Origin of the sequence: Lysobacter sp. H23M47, from assembly GCF_015209765.1 — a bacterium.
GTDB classification, from domain to species: Bacteria; Pseudomonadota; Gammaproteobacteria; order Xanthomonadales; family Xanthomonadaceae; genus Novilysobacter; species Novilysobacter avium.
Map to the genome: position 1 here is coordinate 1,880,964 of NZ_CP063658.1, position 14,544 is coordinate 1,895,507.

At 66.3% G+C, this 14,544-nt stretch carries 11 protein-coding genes and 2 tRNA genes; 1 reads left to right on the top strand and 12 read right to left on the bottom strand.

Translation table 11 applies throughout. The features are described 5' to 3' along the window. Positions 1-54 precede the first annotated feature (54 nt). The 3 genes from INQ43_RS08460 to INQ43_RS08470 are packed head-to-tail and all read right to left on the bottom strand — an operon-like array spanning position 55 to position 3,340. A complete protein-coding gene (locus INQ43_RS08460; RefSeq protein WP_194036160.1) occupies positions 55-1,626 on the bottom strand; it encodes an AMP-binding protein in 1,572 nt (523 codons plus the stop codon). Continuing rightward, positions 1,623-1,886: an acyl carrier protein gene (locus tag INQ43_RS08465; protein WP_194033882.1), complete on the bottom strand. Its 264-nt coding sequence runs from the start codon at positions 1,884-1,886 to the stop codon at positions 1,623-1,625. The genes INQ43_RS08460 and INQ43_RS08465 overlap by 4 nt, the downstream gene beginning before the upstream one ends. A gap of 59 nt (positions 1,887-1,945) precedes the next feature. Continuing rightward, positions 1,946-3,340, bottom strand: coding sequence for a TIGR03013 family XrtA/PEP-CTERM system glycosyltransferase (locus INQ43_RS08470; protein ID WP_194036161.1), 1,395 nt, complete (start codon positions 3,338-3,340; stop codon positions 1,946-1,948). Between the two features lie 18 nt (positions 3,341-3,358). Between INQ43_RS08470 and INQ43_RS08475 the strand changes: the two genes are divergently transcribed. Then, entirely contained in the window at positions 3,359-5,173 is a 1,815-nt protein-coding gene (locus INQ43_RS08475) for a GMC family oxidoreductase (RefSeq protein ID WP_228062458.1), read from the top strand. A gap of 85 nt (positions 5,174-5,258) precedes the next feature. On the opposite strand, the gene INQ43_RS08480 is transcribed toward INQ43_RS08475, so the two are convergent. The 9 genes from INQ43_RS08480 to INQ43_RS08520 all read right to left on the bottom strand — a co-directional run bounded on the left by INQ43_RS08480 (position 5,259) and on the right by INQ43_RS08520 (position 14,493). Then, a tRNA-Arg gene (locus tag INQ43_RS08480) sits at positions 5,259-5,335 on the bottom strand. A 67-nt stretch (positions 5,336-5,402) separates the two neighbouring features. Further along, positions 5,403-5,494: transfer RNA gene (locus INQ43_RS08485), tRNA-Ser, on the bottom strand. Between the two features lie 66 nt (positions 5,495-5,560). Beyond that, positions 5,561-5,773, bottom strand: coding sequence for a carbon storage regulator CsrA (gene csrA, locus INQ43_RS08490; RefSeq protein ID WP_194033884.1), 213 nt, complete (start codon positions 5,771-5,773; stop codon positions 5,561-5,563). Between the two features lie 155 nt (positions 5,774-5,928). Continuing rightward, a complete protein-coding gene (alaS, locus tag INQ43_RS08495) occupies positions 5,929-8,604 on the bottom strand; it encodes an alanine--tRNA ligase (protein WP_194036162.1) in 2,676 nt (891 codons plus the stop codon). A gap of 80 nt (positions 8,605-8,684) precedes the next feature. Then, positions 8,685-9,230 (bottom strand): recombination regulator RecX, encoded by a 546-nt coding sequence (gene recX, locus INQ43_RS08500; protein WP_194033886.1) that lies wholly within the window; start codon positions 9,228-9,230, stop codon positions 8,685-8,687. Between the two features lie 31 nt (positions 9,231-9,261). Next, positions 9,262-10,359, bottom strand: a complete 1,098-nt coding sequence (gene recA / locus INQ43_RS08505; protein ID WP_228062459.1) for a recombinase RecA — start codon at positions 10,357-10,359, stop codon at positions 9,262-9,264. Between the two features lie 190 nt (positions 10,360-10,549). Beyond that, the gene (gene lexA / locus INQ43_RS08510) at positions 10,550-11,236 is read right to left on the bottom strand and encodes a transcriptional repressor LexA (protein ID WP_194033887.1); all 687 of its coding nucleotides are present in this window, start codon (positions 11,234-11,236) and stop codon (positions 10,550-10,552) included. 56 nt (positions 11,237-11,292) lie between these two features. Next, the gene (locus tag INQ43_RS08515; RefSeq protein ID WP_194036163.1) at positions 11,293-11,793 is read right to left on the bottom strand and encodes a CinA family protein; all 501 of its coding nucleotides are present in this window, start codon (positions 11,791-11,793) and stop codon (positions 11,293-11,295) included. Positions 11,794-11,898: 105 nt separating this feature from the next. After that, entirely contained in the window at positions 11,899-14,493 is a 2,595-nt protein-coding gene (locus tag INQ43_RS08520) for a TonB-dependent receptor (protein ID WP_194036164.1), read from the bottom strand. Positions 14,494-14,544: the final 51 nt, after the last annotated feature.

The following is a 14,544-nucleotide window of genomic DNA, read 5'->3' on the forward strand; positions in this document are numbered from 1 at the left end:
ACCGTCAAAAAACACGAGCCGTCCCCCGGTGGCCCTCGCCAGCGTTACCGCCCGCTACTCGACCTCGGACGCCACGACGCGACCTTCGGCCTCCGCCTGCAACACGCTGCGGCGGATCTTCCCGGTGCCCGTCTTCGGCAGCGCGTCGCGGAACTCGACCTCGCGCGGCACCATGAACTCCTCCAGATGGGCCCGGCAGTGGGCGATAACCGCCCGCGCATCCATGCCGGGCTCGTCGGTCACCACGATCGCCTTCAACGACTGGCCGAGCATCCCGTCCGGCACGCCGACCAGCGCGGCCTCGCGGATGCCCGGCATCGCGTAGAGCACGTTCTCCACTTCCTTGGGGCTGACCTTCTCGCCGCGCGACTTCAGGATCTCGTCTTTGCGACCGACGAAGTACAGGAACCCCTCGTCATCCATCCGGAACAGGTCACCGGTGTGCAGCACCTTCTCCCACGGATAGCGGCCGGGCCTGAGTACCCTGGCCGTCGCCTCCTCGTTGTCCCAGTAACCCTGCATCACGTGGCCGCCGCGCACGACCAGCTCCCCGACCACGCCGGGCGGCACGGCGTTGCCGCCGTCGTCGGCGACCCAGACCTGGGTCCCCGGAATAGCGATGCCCACGCTGTCGGGGCGGATGGCCAGCTGCTCCGGTGGCAGCCATGTGCAGCGCTTGGACTCGGTCATGCCGTACATCGAGTAGATGCGCGCCTGCGGAAAAATCTCCTGCAGCTGGAGGATATGGGACGGTGGCAGCGCTGCCGCGGTGTTGGTCAGAAAGCGCACGCTGCGCGCCCATTGCGGATTGAAGTTGCGCAACTGCACGATCAGCGCCGCCATGGTCGGCACCAGCGGGAAGCCGGTGACCTGCCGGGACGCCAGCAACGGCAGCACCTTCTGCGGAAACGCGAACGACTTTTCCAGCACCAGCGTCGCGCCCGTCTTCACGCACATCAGCAGCTGGTACAGGCCGTAGTCAAACGACAGCGGCAGCACGCTCAGGATCACGTCTTCGCTGCGCGCCTGCAGGTAGGTGGTGATGGATGTCGCCGCATGCTCGATGTTGGCGTGCGTCATCATCACCCCCTTGGGGCGGCCGGTGGAGCCGGAGGTGTAGACCAGCATCGCCAGGTCGATGTCGATCCCAACCGGCGCGAGGGCACGGTCCGGCGCGGATGCCAGAAAATCCTCGTAGTCCACCGCGTCAGCGGGGAGCACCGCCGCAGGGTCGCTGACCACCACCACCTTGCGCACGCTGGGTGCCTGATGCGCCGCCTCCAACGCAACGCGGACACGGCTGGCCTGGGTGACCAGCACCGATGCCGCGCAATTGGCCAGCACGAAGGCGAGCTTGTCGGCCTTGGTGGTCGGGTTGATGACGCAGAAGACCCCGCCGGCCTTCAGCGTGCCAAAGACGCCGACCGCGACCTCGATGCGGTTGTCCATGAACACCACGCAGCGCTCGCCATCGACCAGGGCCGCGTCGCGGGCCAGCGCGCCGGCGAACCGGTCCGCCGCCCGATCAAGCTCGCTGTAACTGATCTCGCGCTCGCCACAGATGATGGCGGTCTTGCCCGGATGACGACGCGCCGCATCGGCTAGATGGACTTCGTAACGACTCATCCAGCCACGCTCATCTCGGCCAGCTTGCGGTCCACGTAGCCCGCCAGATTGGCGATGCTGTCCATGTTCTCGGGGATGACGTCCTCGTCATCGACGATGATGCCGAACTCCTCCTCCAGCCAGGTGACCATCACCAGCACACCCATCGAATCCATCACCCCGGTCTCGATCAGGCTTTGGGTGGACGAGTACTCCTCGCCCGGCACCGCCGGAGGGAAGGACAGGTACACGAACTGCTCAACACGACTTTCGGTTTCCACGCACGATTCCTTGTCAGTTTTCGGGTTGGCTCATTTGCGATGGAGGTGTCGGGTAACGGCTAGCGCGCGCCGCGCCGGAACAGCACCACTTCCACGGTCTGCAGCATGATCATCAGGTCGAACAACAGGCCCTGGTTCTTGACGTAGAACAGGTCGAACTTGAGTTTCTCGCCCGCGTCGTGCACCGAAGCGCCGTAGGGGTAACGCAGCTGGGCCCAGCCGGTCAGCCCGGGCTTCACCGAATGGCGGACCGCGTAATAGCGAAGCTGCTCATCCAGTTGGGCGACGAATTGCGGCCGTTCCGGGCGCGGGCCGACGAAGCTCATGTCGCCGCGCAAGACGTTGAACAGCTGCGGCAATTCGTCCAGGCGCGTGAGGCGGATGAAGGCGCCCACCCGCGTGACCCGGTTGTCGTTGGTGGAGGCCCAGCGGGCCACGCCGTCCGCCTCGGCGTCGGTGCGCATGCTGCGGAACTTGGCGAGCTCGAAGCTGCGTCCGCCCTCGCCCACCCGGGATTGGCGGTAAAGGATGGGCGCGCCCGATTCCAGCCCCACGCACAGCGCCACGACCAACATCACCGGCCAGGCCACCAGCAGCAACGCACTGGCCGCGAGCAGGTCGAAGAAGCGCTTGCTCAGCCGTCGCGGCAGCGAGTGGTCGAACCCGCCGGAGAAGATCAACGAGGACGGATCGACCACGTTCAAATTCAGCAGGCCCGCCTCACGCTCGAAGAAGTCCGGCAAGGCAGTCAGCCGCACGCCCCGTTGCGCGCAGGCCAGCATGTCCTCCATCGGCAGCCCGCCGCGACGCTCGTCGGGTGCTATCACGATCTCGTGCACGTTGCGCGCGCGCACCGTTTCCCAAAGCGCATCGCGCGACTCCACCCGCATCTCCTGGGCCACCACCACCGGCTGGCCCGGCAAGGGTACGAAGCCCTCGATGGTGAAGGATTCGCGGTCACTGCGCCGGCGCATGCAGGTGTTGATCAACTGGGCGTTGTAGCCCGCTCCCAGCACGAGCACGCGCCGCTTGAACAGCTCCGCGCCAAACAGGGTGCGGGTGAACATGCGGAACGCGTACACCGCGACGACGCCCAGCATCAGGGCGAGCAACAGCACACCGCGCCCGATGTACGCCCGCGGCACCAGGTAATAGATCACCAGCAGGGCGATGCCACCAAAGGCGAAGGAGGCGATCAGTCGCAGTCCGAACTCCTTGCGGTCGAGCCTGCCGTGTTCGCTGTACAGGGCAAAGGCGGCCATCGATGCGGTCAACACCATCGCCACCAGCAAGGTGCGGAACGGTGCCGTCTGCACGAACATCGCCCGGCCTTCGGGCTCGCCGATAAAGCGCAGCCAGACGGCCGCGTTGACGCAAAGCAGAACGATCGCCAGCTCCATCAGCCACAGCCCCCGGATCACCCGCCGGGCGCGACTCGCCGAGATGCCTTTCATGGGCTTGCTGTCCGCTTCATGGCCTGTCCCCAACTGTGCTGGCACACCTTCAACAAACGCCAAGCTCGCCGGGACGCGGTCACGGGCGACCCGCTGGCCGCGATCACGCAACGCCCGCGTTTAATCCAGAAGACCCACTTCCAGGACACCCACTTGATCAGCGATTTCAGGGACGGAGCGTGTCCGCAGCACGTCGACGCCGATCTGTGCATATTCGGGGCGGGTGCCGCCGGCCTAGCGATAGCCCGCGAGTTCCTCGGCACCGCGCAAAAGGTCTACGTCATAGAAAGTGGCGGCATGGAAGCGACCGAGCGCAACCAGTCCCTGTACGAGGGCACGTCGATCGGCAACCCGACCCTTGATCCCGCCACCGGAAGGATCCGGGTGTTCGGGGGCAGTTGCAGCCTCTGGGGCGGCGGCTGCGTCCCCGTCGAAGGGATGGACGCGCGTGACTGGATGACCCACAGCGGCTGGCCGGTCTCGCATGCCGAACTGGAGCCCTATTACCTGCGGGCCTGCGGTTTCTGCGGCATTGATGGGGCGGACCTCGCCGAAGGCGGATTCCGCAACCAGCCCAGGATCGCCCCCCTGCCGTTTGATCCGGAAGTGCTGACCAACCACACCTGCATGGTCAGCTCCGTACAACCCGGCGCGACATACGGCCGGCAGTTCGCTCAGTCAAGCAATGTCCACGTCCTGCTGCACGCCAACCTGCTCGAACTGGAGGCCAGCGCCGACGGCGGTTCGGTCCTCGCCGCACGCATCAGCTCACTCGACGGGCAAACCAGCCGGATCCACGCCCGCCGGTACGTCCTGGCGTGCGGCGGCATCGAGAACGCCCGCCTGCTGCTGCTGTCGGACTCCGTGATGCCCAATGGCCTGGGCAACCAGCACGACCTCGTCGGCCGCTACTTCATGGACCACCCCAGTGGCAAGCTGGGGACGATCCGTACCGACACTCCGGAGACGCTCACCCGCGCCTACAACTGGGTCCCTTCGTCCAGTGACGTTCCGTCGCATCCGGAAATCTGCCTGTCCCCGCAGGCGCAACGCAAGCACCGGGTCCTTGCGGCGCGGGTGCGCGCTTTTGCCGTGGAAGAGACGGTACCGTCAGGCATCCAGGCGCTTCGCGAATTCCGCGCGGCGCTGAAGCCCCAACCGCAGGACGAAAGCGCCGAGCTGGCCCGGCGGCTGTCGACCCGCAACAACGGCGAGCAGTCGATCTTCCGGCCCCCACCCAGCCAGGGGCTGCCCCGGCTGGCGCTGCGCACCGCCCGCGGCAGCGCCGACATCGTCACCGCCTTCATCCGCAAGGTGTCGCGAAAGTCCACCGTCGCCAGTACCCGTGTCGATCTGATCGGTTTCTTCGAGCAGGCGCCGAACCCGGACAGCCGGATCACGCTCAGCGATGAGCTCGACGCTCTGGGCCAGCGCAAGGTCTGCGTTGACTGGCAACTGACCGAGCTGGATCACCGCACCCACCGCACCGCCGCCGCCCTGTTTGGCGAGGAGCTCGCCAAGTCGTGCGACGGCGTGTTCACGCTGGAACCCTGGCTGGAGAAGGACGGCGCCGGGTCTTCGCCACTGGCGGGCACCGCCCATCACCTGGGCACCACCCGCATGGACGACGATCCACGACGCGGCGTCGTCGATCGCCACTGCCGCGTGCACGGCGTGGACAACCTGCATATCGCCGGCAGCTCGGTATTTCCGGCAGCTGGCTGGGCCTTCCCGACACTGACCATCGTTGCCCTGGCCATCCGTCTGGCCGAGCGCCTGCAGGCGGAACTGGAGACCGGCGCGCAGGCAGAGCTGGTGAGCGAAAGCCGCTGAACCCAGTGAATACAGGCAACAAAAAAGCCACCCGAAGGTGGCTTTTTCGTCCGCGACTGCATTCAACCGTCGTCGCGTATTTGATTGGTGCGCCCGGAAGGATTCGAACCTCCGACCCCCAAGTTCGTAGCCTGGTGCTCTATCCAGCTGAGCTACGGGCGCGTAATCGGAGAATTATGACGATGAATCCAAAACCCGTCAATCCCAACCGATCGTGTTAAACAAAGATTGGCGGAGAGTGAGGGATTCGAACCCTCGATGGAGTTTAACCCCCATACTCCCTTAGCAGGGGAGCCCCTTCAGCCACTCGGGCAACTCTCCGCGGCCCACATCATTGATGCGGGCGGGAAGCATAACGGGTGATCGCCCCCGCGGCAAACCTTTTTGTCAGTCCGCCGGGTCTGTTACTTCTGCATCGGCACCTGTGTCGGCGTCTTCCCCGCGCTGGATGCGCTGGTAGATCTCCTCGCGGTGAACCGCGACGTCCTTGGGTGCGGTGATGCCGACGCGCACCTGATTGCCCTTCACGCCAAGCACGGTGACCGTCACCGAGTCGCCGATCATCAGGGTCTCGCCGACGCGTCGCGTCAGGATAAGCATTGTGAAATTCTCCTTGTGCCGGTGCATCGTGCACCGAAGCCATGCTCCCGGAACCCCGAAAACAGTCGCTACTGGGTAAACGACAATTATCGACTTGTCCGGACACTTGTCACAATGGAAAGAAGTCATGCACCGCGGCGCAAGTCAGGTCGCGGTCAGGAAAGTCGCTCGCGGACCCACTCGGCAACGCCTTCCAACACATGCGGCAAGGTCGGCAGGTCTTCGCCGCCACCCTGGGCCATGTCAGGACGCCCACCGCCCTTGCCGTTGATCTGCTTTGCAACGTGGGAGAGCAATTCGCCGGCCTTGACCCGGTCCGCGGCGGCTCCGTTGACACCGGCGACGAGGCTCACCTTGCCGTCCTTCGCGCCCGCGAGCACCACCACCATGTCGCCCAGCTGCTGGCGCAGGCGATCAAGCGCATCGCGAAGCGCCCTCGCATCGAAGCCTTCCAGGCGCACCGCCAGCACCTTGATGCCGTCCACGTCGACGGCGGAGCCGGCCAGATCCGCGGTCGCGCCGGAGGCAAGTTTGGCCTTCACGGCTTCCAGCTCGCGCTCCAGCTTCTTCTGCCGCTCCAGCACGCTGCGCACCTTGTCGGTGATGTCCGCAGGACTGCCACCCAGCAGGTGCGCCGCGTCGCGCAGGCGCTTCTCTTCGGCGCCGATGTGGTCCAGCGCGCCCTGCCCGGTCACCGCCTCGATGCGGCGAACGCCGGCGGACACGCCGCCCTCGGACAGGATCTTGAACACGCCGATGTCACCGGTGCGGCTGACATGGGTGCCGCCGCACAACTCGGTTGACGTCTCCCCCATGCGCAGCACGCGCACCTGGTCACCGTACTTCTCGCCGAACAGCGCCATTGCACCAAAATCGAGCGCCTCCTGCATACCCATCTGGTGCACTTCGGCCTCGTGGTTGGCGCGGATCTCGGCGTTGACCTTGCGCTCGATGAGCGCCAGCTCGTCCGCCGTCACCGGCTGGAAGTGGGAGAAGTCGAACCGCAGCCGATCCGGGGCCACCAGCGAGCCCTTCTGCAGGACGTGGGTACCGAGCACGTCGCGCAGCGCGGCATGCAGCAGGTGGGTGGCGGAGTGATTGAGCACGATCGCGCCACGGCGGGTCGCATCGATCTGCGCGTCCACCTTGTCGCCGACGCTGAGCGCGCCGCTGCGCAGCGTTCCCACGTGGCCGTGGAACTGGCCGCCGAACTTCACCGTATCGCGCACGCCGAACATGGACCGGGTTGATGCCAGTTGCCCGGCGTCGCCCATCTGGCCGCCGCTCTCGGCGTAGAACGGCGTGTCGGCCAACAGCACGACCGCTTCCTCGCCGGCTTCGATCCGATCCAGGGAGCGGCCGTCGCGCAGCAGGCCAACGACTTCCAGGCCGTCGGCTTCCACGCAGTCGTAACCAAGGAAGCGGGTCGGCGAGAGTTGCGCCGCCAGCTCGGCCGGCATCGTGGCGGTGTTGCCGAACTTGCCGGCGGCGCGCGCGGTATCGCGCTGACGCTCCATGGCGGCGTCGAAGCCTTCCATGTCCACGGTCAGTCCCCGCTCGCGCGCGATATCGGCGGTGAGGTCGACCGGGAAGCCGTAGGTGTCGTACAGACGGAACGCGTCGGCGCCGGGAATGCTGCCGCCGGAACGGGCAGCCACTTCATCAAAGATCCGCATGCCGGCATCCAGCGTCTCGGCGAAACGCTCTTCCTCGGCCAGCAGCGCACGCTCGATCAGCCCGCGCTGGGCTTCCAGTTCCGGATACGCCTCGCCCATGGTCTCGATCAGCGGCTGCAGCATCGAATGGAAGAACGGCTGCTTCTGGCCCAGCATCCAGCCGTGGCGCAAGGCGCGGCGGATGATCCGGCGCAGCACGTAGCCGCGGCCCTCGTTGGAGGGCAACACGCCGTCCACGATCAGGAAAGCGCAGGCGCGGATGTGGTCGGCGATGACGCGCAGGGATTTGTTGTCCAGGTCCTGCGTGGCGGTCAGGCGTGCAGCGGCGGCAATCAGGTGCTGGAAGGTATCGATCTCGTAGTTGCCGTGCTTGCCCTGCAGGATCGCGGCCAGCCGCTCCAGGCCCATGCCGGTATCCACGCAGGGCGCCGGCAGTGGCGCCAGGCTGCCGTCGGGCTGGCGGTCGAACTGCATGAACACCAGGTTCCAGATCTCGATGAAACGGTCACCGTCCTCATCCGGCGAGCCCGGCGGGCCACCGAAGTGCTGCTCGCCGTGGTCGTAGAAAATCTCGGTGCATGGCCCGCACGGCCCGGTGTCGGCCATCTGCCAGAAGTTGTCGGAGGCAAACGGCGCGCCCTTGTTGTCGCCGATGCGGATGATGCGGTCCTCGGGCACGCCGATCTCGTCGCGCCAGATGGCATAGGCCTCGTCATCGGTCTGGTACACGGTGACCAGCAGGCGCTGGGGGTCCAGGCCCCACACGTCGGTCAGCAGTTCCCAGGCCCACTTGATGGCCTCAAGCTTGAAATAGTCGCCAAACGACCAGTTGCCGAGCATCTCGAAGAAGGTGTGGTGGCGCGCGGTGTAACCGACCTGGTCCAGGTCGTTGTGCTTGCCACCTGCGCGCAGGCAGCGCTGGACGTCGGCCGCGCGCACGTAACCGGGCTTCTCGCTGCCCAGAAACACGTTCTTGAACTGAACCATGCCCGAGTTGGTGAACAGCAGCGTCGGATCATTGGCCGGAATCAGCGACGCCGACGGCACGATCGTATGCCCGCGCTCCCGGAAGAACTCGAGGAAATCGCGGCGGATCTGGTTGGAACTGGGCGGGTTGGAACGGGGCGGGTTGGAGCTGGACTTGGGAGCGTTCATGCCTGGCACGGGAAGTCGAAGGGCTGGCGCGTGGACTCGACGCCGGTCCGCGCAACCCTCTTAGCGTATCAGGGACGGGTTCAGCAGCCGAACGAATCGTCCGGATCAAAGCGCGTCGCGGCGCGGACCACCTCGCCGGAAAATCCCCGCCGCATAAGGGTGTCGGCGGCCTTGCGGCGCACCGCGATATCGTCGTGGATCGCGTCGCCATAACGGCGAGTGACCAGATCGCGGGCGTTCTCCACCCAACTGCCCTCGAAGGTATCCAGCGCCGCGGCGATCGCGTCATCGTCCAGGCCGTGCATGCGTAGCTCTGCGCGGATGTGGATCGGCCCGTAGCCGCTGCCGGTGCGGTTGCGGACCACGCTCTCGGCAAACCGGTTGTCATCCTGCCAGCCGGCGTCGGCGAGCTTGTCCACCGCCGCCTCGACCTCGCGCGCGTCCAGCCCGCGCGAGGTGAGCTTGGTGGTCAGTTCCTTGCGCGAATGTTCGCGCCGGGCCAGCAGGCCCAGCGCGCGTTGCAGCGGTGTGGCCGGCTCGCGCTTGCGTCGCCGGCCCGTCGTGCGGCCTGGTTCGGTATCGAACAGGCCTCCGCCGCCTTCATCGTTGGAGCTTTCGTCCTGCATTGCCCTGCATCGATCGGATCACGCGGCCCGATCAGACCTCGGCCTTGGCGCCCTTAGCCGGCTTGCCGACCTTGGCGTCCTTGGCATCCTCTTCGTCTTCCGTACCCGCCGCCGCGGCTTCCGCCTTGACGATCTCGATGGGCACCAGACGCTTGCGGATCTCGGCCTCCAGGCGCTCGGCCAGTTCCACGTTGTCCTTGAGGTACTGGCGGGCGTTCTCCTTGCCCTGGCCGATGCGCTCCTCGCCCATGCTGTACCAGGCGCCTGCGCGCTCGACCAGCTTGGCCTCCAGGCCCATCTCGATCAGCTCGCCCTCGCGCGAGATGCCCTCGCCGTAGAGGATCTCGGTGATGACCTGCTTGAACGGCGGCGCCATCTTGTTCTTGACGACCTTGATGCGGGTCTGGTTGCCGATGATCTCATCGCCCTTCTTGACCGCGCCGATACGACGGATGTCCAGGCGCACCGAGGCGTAGAACTTCAGCGCGTTGCCGCCGGTGGTCACCTCCGGGCTCTGGCCCGGCATCATCTGGCCGATCTTGTGGCGCAGCTGGTTGATGAAGACCACCAGGGTGCCGGAGCGCTTGATGTTGCCGGTCAGCTTGCGCAGGGCCTGGCTCATCAGGCGGGCCTGCAGGCCGGGCAACTGGTCGCCCATCTCGCCCTCGATCTCGGCCCGTGGGGTGAGCGCGGCGACCGAGTCGATCACCACGATGTCCACCGCGGCGGAGCGCACCAGCATGTCGGCGATTTCCAGCGCCTGCTCACCGGTGTCGGGCTGCGAGAGCAGCAGGTCTTCAACATTCACGCCCAGCTTGGCGGCGTAGGTCGGATCGAGGGCGTGCTCGGCATCGATGAAGGCGGCGGTGCCGCCCATCTTCTGGCACTCGGCAATCGCCTGCAGCGTCAGGGTGGTCTTGCCGGAGGACTCCGGACCGTAGATCTCGACCACGCGGCCCTTGGGCAGGCCGCCAATGCCGAGCGCGATGTCCAGCATCAGCGAACCGGTGCCGATGACCTCGGCGGCCTCAACGACACGGTCGCCCATGCGCATGACCGAACCCTTGCCAAACTGCTTCTCGATCTGGCCCAAGGCCGCGGAAAGAGCGCGCTTTTTGTTCTCGTCCATTGGGGTTTTCCTTGTTGCCATCAGTGAATGAATCCAGCGTAGTGGGAGGCCGTCGCATACGCTGCGACCGCGACCGTGATTGGGAAATTAGGTGAGACGGCCATTGTCGGCCATCGGCGCGGCGCCGGTACGGCGGTCGGAAATAGCCTCATGCGTGCAACGGACAACCGGCAATGCGCAGGCTGCGGCACTACCGGCCCCGGCGAACGAGGCCGCAGTAAAGCCCTTCAATGGCGAAGTCCTGGTCGGGCATGACCTCGATGGGCTGGTAGTCCGGGTTGCGTGGCAGCAGCCGGATCCGGTCCTTGCCGATTTTCAGCAGCTTGACGGTGATTTCGTCGTCGATGCGGGCCACCACGATCTCGCCGCTGCGCGCCTCGGGGGTGCGGTGCACGCCGATCAGGTCACCATCGAAGATGCCCTCGTCGCGCATCGAGTCGCCCTGCACCTTGAGCATGTAATCCGGGGACGGGAAGAAGATGTTGCGGTCGAGCAGCACGTGCTCGTCCACGTTGGGGTCGGCGCCAATCGGCGCGCCCGCGGCGACCCGGCCGAGGACCGGCAACAGCAACGCGTCCTCCTCGCGCGAGCGGATGGTTGCGGAATCGACCGCGGAACCAACCCCGTCTACGCGGTCGTCATCGCCGCCCAGCAGCGCCAGGCCGGAGGATGTCAACCGCAGTCCGCGCGCCTTGCCCGGCAGGCGCTCGATCGCTCGCGCCTGCTCCAGCGCTTCCAGATGGTATTGCGCGGCGCGGACGCCGGAGAAGCCCATCGCGCGGGCGATCTCGGTCTGCGAGGGTGGCATGCCTTCGACCGCGATGCGGTCCGCGATCAGGGCAAGAATGGCGTGCTGGGTTTCGGTGAGTGCGTTCATTAGTAGTAATACTACTAACAAGCACTCACCCGTTACAAGTCAGCGAGCGGCAAAACCTATACCGCCAGATCCAGCAGCCCGTGCAGCGCCGTCGCCACCGTCTGTCGCCGCACCGCCTCGCGATCGCCATCAAAGTGGAACACCAGCGCCGTGGTGTAGCCGCCGCGACGTTTCCACGCGATCCACACGGTTCCCACGGGCTTGTCATCCACCCCGCCGCCCGGGCCAGCGATACCGGTGACAGCGACCGCCAGGCTGGCACCGGAATGCACCAGCGCGCCCGACACCATCTCGATCGCTGTCTCCCGGCTGACCGCACCGTGCTCCTCCAAGGTGATCGCCTGCACGCCCAGCATCGCCTGCTTCGCCTCGTAACTGTAGGCAACCATGCCGCAGTCAAACCACTGCGACGAGCCGGGTATGTCGGTCAGGGTCTTGGCGATCCACCCGCCGGTGCAACTCTCCGCCGTGGCGAGGCGGTGGTGGTTCGCGCGGGCTGCCTCACCCACCTGTCGGGCAAGGGCCTCAAGTGCCGCATCCGTTACGTCTTTGCTCATGGCGGCACTATACCGTCGGACAGCATCGGTCCGTGCGAGGCGCCCAGCCACGCGAAAAAAAACCGCCGCCCGCATCGCTGCAGGCGGCGGCGCATTACCCGTAGATCAGTAGCGCACGCGCAGGGTCATGCCGTACATCCGCGGCGCGCCCAGGAACGCGTTCCACGAGCCGGGCTGGATCGGCGCATCGATGCCGACCTGCTTGTAGGTCTCGTTGGTCAGGTTCTGGCCCCACACCTCGACCATCCAGCGCTTGTCCTGCCGGCCCAGGCCCAGGCGTGCATTCACCAGGCCGAAGCCGTCCTGCATCTTCTGCGGGTCCAGGTCCGAGCCGGTGTTGAACTTGGACATGTACTTGCCGCCGATGTTGAAGCGGCCCAGCAGGTCGGCGCCCATGTCCCACTCATACGTCACCGAGGCGTTGCCCGACCAGCGCGGCGCGAAGCTCATGGTGTTGCCCGGCAGCAGCGCCAGGTCCGGGTCGGGCAGCAGGTCGTTGCCGTACTCGGTCTGGGCGTAGGTCAGGCCGCCCTGCATGGTCAGCCCGCGCATCGCGGTCTGCCACATCACGTCGGCCTCGACGCCCTGCGACACCACCTCGGGGATCGAGCGCACCACGAAGCTGGTGCCCAGGAAACTGTTGAGCTGGAAGTCGCTGTACTTCTGGTAGAACAGCGCCGCGTTGAACAGCAGGTTGCCCTCCATCCAGTTGGTCTTCAGGCCCAGCTCGTAGCTGTCCACGAACTCACCCGGGAACGAGGTGTCATCCACCGGGGTGATGCCCTGCACGCCGCTGGACAGCCCGTTGGCCGACTGCACGCGGTCCAGGTTGAAGCCGCCGGCCTTGTAGCCGCGCGCGGCCGAGCCGTAGGTCATCACGTCGTCGGACCACTTGTAGGCCAGTTTGAACGTGCCCGACCACTCCTTCTCGGTGCGTGACTGCTTCACGTCGCGACCGTCGTGGGCGATGTTGGCCCACGGCAGACACATGTAACCGGCGACGGTTGGCGCGATCGCCGGCACCAGGCCTGCCAGGATCTGCCCCTGCAGCGCCGGCGGCAGGCTGCCGAACCCGTTGATGCGTCCGGCCAGCGCACCGGCGACACGCGCCGCCGGGTTGGCCAGCGTCGCGCCGCACGCCGCGCTGCCGTTGGGGTTGTCGTACACCGTGTGCAGGCTCTTCTTTTCGTGGGTGTAACGCAGGCCCACGGTGATATCCAGCTGGTCGGTGGCGTGGAAGGTGTTGTTGGTGAAGATCGCCGTGCTCTTGGCGTTCTGGCGATGCTCGTCCAGCGAGCCCAGGCCCTGGAAGTTGGTGCCAAACGGCCGACCGCTGACCTGCGACAGGAACAGCGCCGGATTGGACATGTCCACGGTCAATCCCAGCGGTGCCAGCTGCGCCGCCACCCCGCCAAGCACCTGGCTGCCGACCAGCGTGGACAGATAGGGCTCGTAGGCCGGACCAAAGCGGTAGGAGTCGTTGCGGGTCAGGTCCTCGTCGGAATAGAACAGCCCGACCATCCAGTCCACCCGGTCGCTGGAACCGGTCATGCGCAGTTCCTGGCTGAAGGTCTCGAACTGGGTCAGCGACTCGTCCTCGTCCGGCGCGCGGTAGAGGATGTCGGCCGCGCTGTAGTCGAAGTCCAAGCCGTTGATGGCCTTCCAGTCGCGCATCGAGGTGATCGAGCTGATGGTCGCGCCGTTGGCCCACGGCGACACCCAGTCGATGTTCATCGCCACGCCCTTGTCCTTCAGGTCCTGCGTGGTCGGGCGGTTGGCGTAGCCCAGGCGCCGGTCCAGGTCGACCACCGGGATCACGCCCTCGCCGCCCGGGGTCAGCGCGTTGATGATCGTCGCCGTCGGCCCGCGGTCGGTGGTCACGGTGACGCAGCAGTTCTCCTCGCGGCTGCTGAAATCGCCGACGAAATTGATCGCCAGGTTGTCGGTCGGCTCCAGCAGCAGCTGGCCGCGGAAGGTGTGGTAATTCTGGTCGCCGTCGTCGTCCTGCGTGCGCGGACCGGCGCCGAACTTCACGTCGTCCACGCCGTCGCGCTTGCGCTTGCTGGCAAACACGCGGAACGCCGCGCTCTCGCCCAGCGCGTCGTTGTAGGCACCCGACACCCCGAACAGGCCGTAGTTGCCGACGGTGATCTCGCCCTCCGCGCTCTGGGTGTAGCTGGGGCGCCGGGTGATGACGTTGATGACACCGGCCGAGGTGTTCTTGCCGAACACGGTGCCCTGCGGCCCCTTGAGCACCTCGATGCGCTCCACCTCGCCCAGGTCGCCGAAGCCGACGCTGTTGCGCGAGCGGTACACGCCGTCGATGACGATGCCAACCGAGGACTCCAGCCCGGCGTTGTCTCCCACCGTGCCGATGCCGCGGATGCGCGCGGTGGTCTGCGCCGCGCTCTGGGTGCTGGTCACCGTCAGGCCGGGCACCAGCACCTGCATGTCCTTGATGTCGTGCACGCCCGCGTCCTGCAGCAACTGCTCGTCGAGCACATTGATGACGATCGGCACGTCCTGCAGCGCTTCCTCGCGCTTTTGCGCGGTAACCGTGATGCCCGAAAGCGTGGTCGCGCGCTGCTCCGGCGCGTCCCCGCGGGCTTCCTGCGCCGTAGCCGGCGCAGAGGCCAGCGAGGCCAAAGCCGACAAAACCGCGACGGCGAGCAATGCGCGTGCTGGCTGAACTACTTCCATGGTGTCCCCTCCCGGATGGGTAGCAATAAAAACAGTGGCGCGGGACGCCCC

Coding starts and splice junctions, on each gene's coding strand:
- INQ43_RS08475 (WP_228062458.1), top strand. CDS start 3,359: ATGGCCTGTCCCCAACTGTGCTGGCACACCTTCAACAAACGCCAAGCT.
- INQ43_RS08520 (WP_194036164.1), bottom strand. CDS start 14,493: ATGGAAGTAGTTCAGCCAGCACGCGCATTGCTCGCCGTCGCGGTTTTG.
- lexA (WP_194033887.1), bottom strand. CDS start 11,236: ATGAACGCACTCACCGAAACCCAGCACGCCATTCTTGCCCTGATCGCG.
- csrA (WP_194033884.1), bottom strand. CDS start 5,773: ATGCTTATCCTGACGCGACGCGTCGGCGAGACCCTGATGATCGGCGAC.
- alaS (WP_194036162.1), bottom strand. CDS start 8,604: ATGAACGCTCCCAAGTCCAGCTCCAACCCGCCCCGTTCCAACCCGCCC.
- recX (WP_194033886.1), bottom strand. CDS start 9,230: ATGCAGGACGAAAGCTCCAACGATGAAGGCGGCGGAGGCCTGTTCGAT.
- INQ43_RS08470 (WP_194036161.1), bottom strand. CDS start 3,340: ATGAAAGGCATCTCGGCGAGTCGCGCCCGGCGGGTGATCCGGGGGCTG.
- INQ43_RS08460 (WP_194036160.1), bottom strand. CDS start 1,626: ATGAGTCGTTACGAAGTCCATCTAGCCGATGCGGCGCGTCGTCATCCG.
- recA (WP_228062459.1), bottom strand. CDS start 10,359: ATGGACGAGAACAAAAAGCGCGCTCTTTCCGCGGCCTTGGGCCAGATC.
- INQ43_RS08515 (WP_194036163.1), bottom strand. CDS start 11,793: ATGAGCAAAGACGTAACGGATGCGGCACTTGAGGCCCTTGCCCGACAG.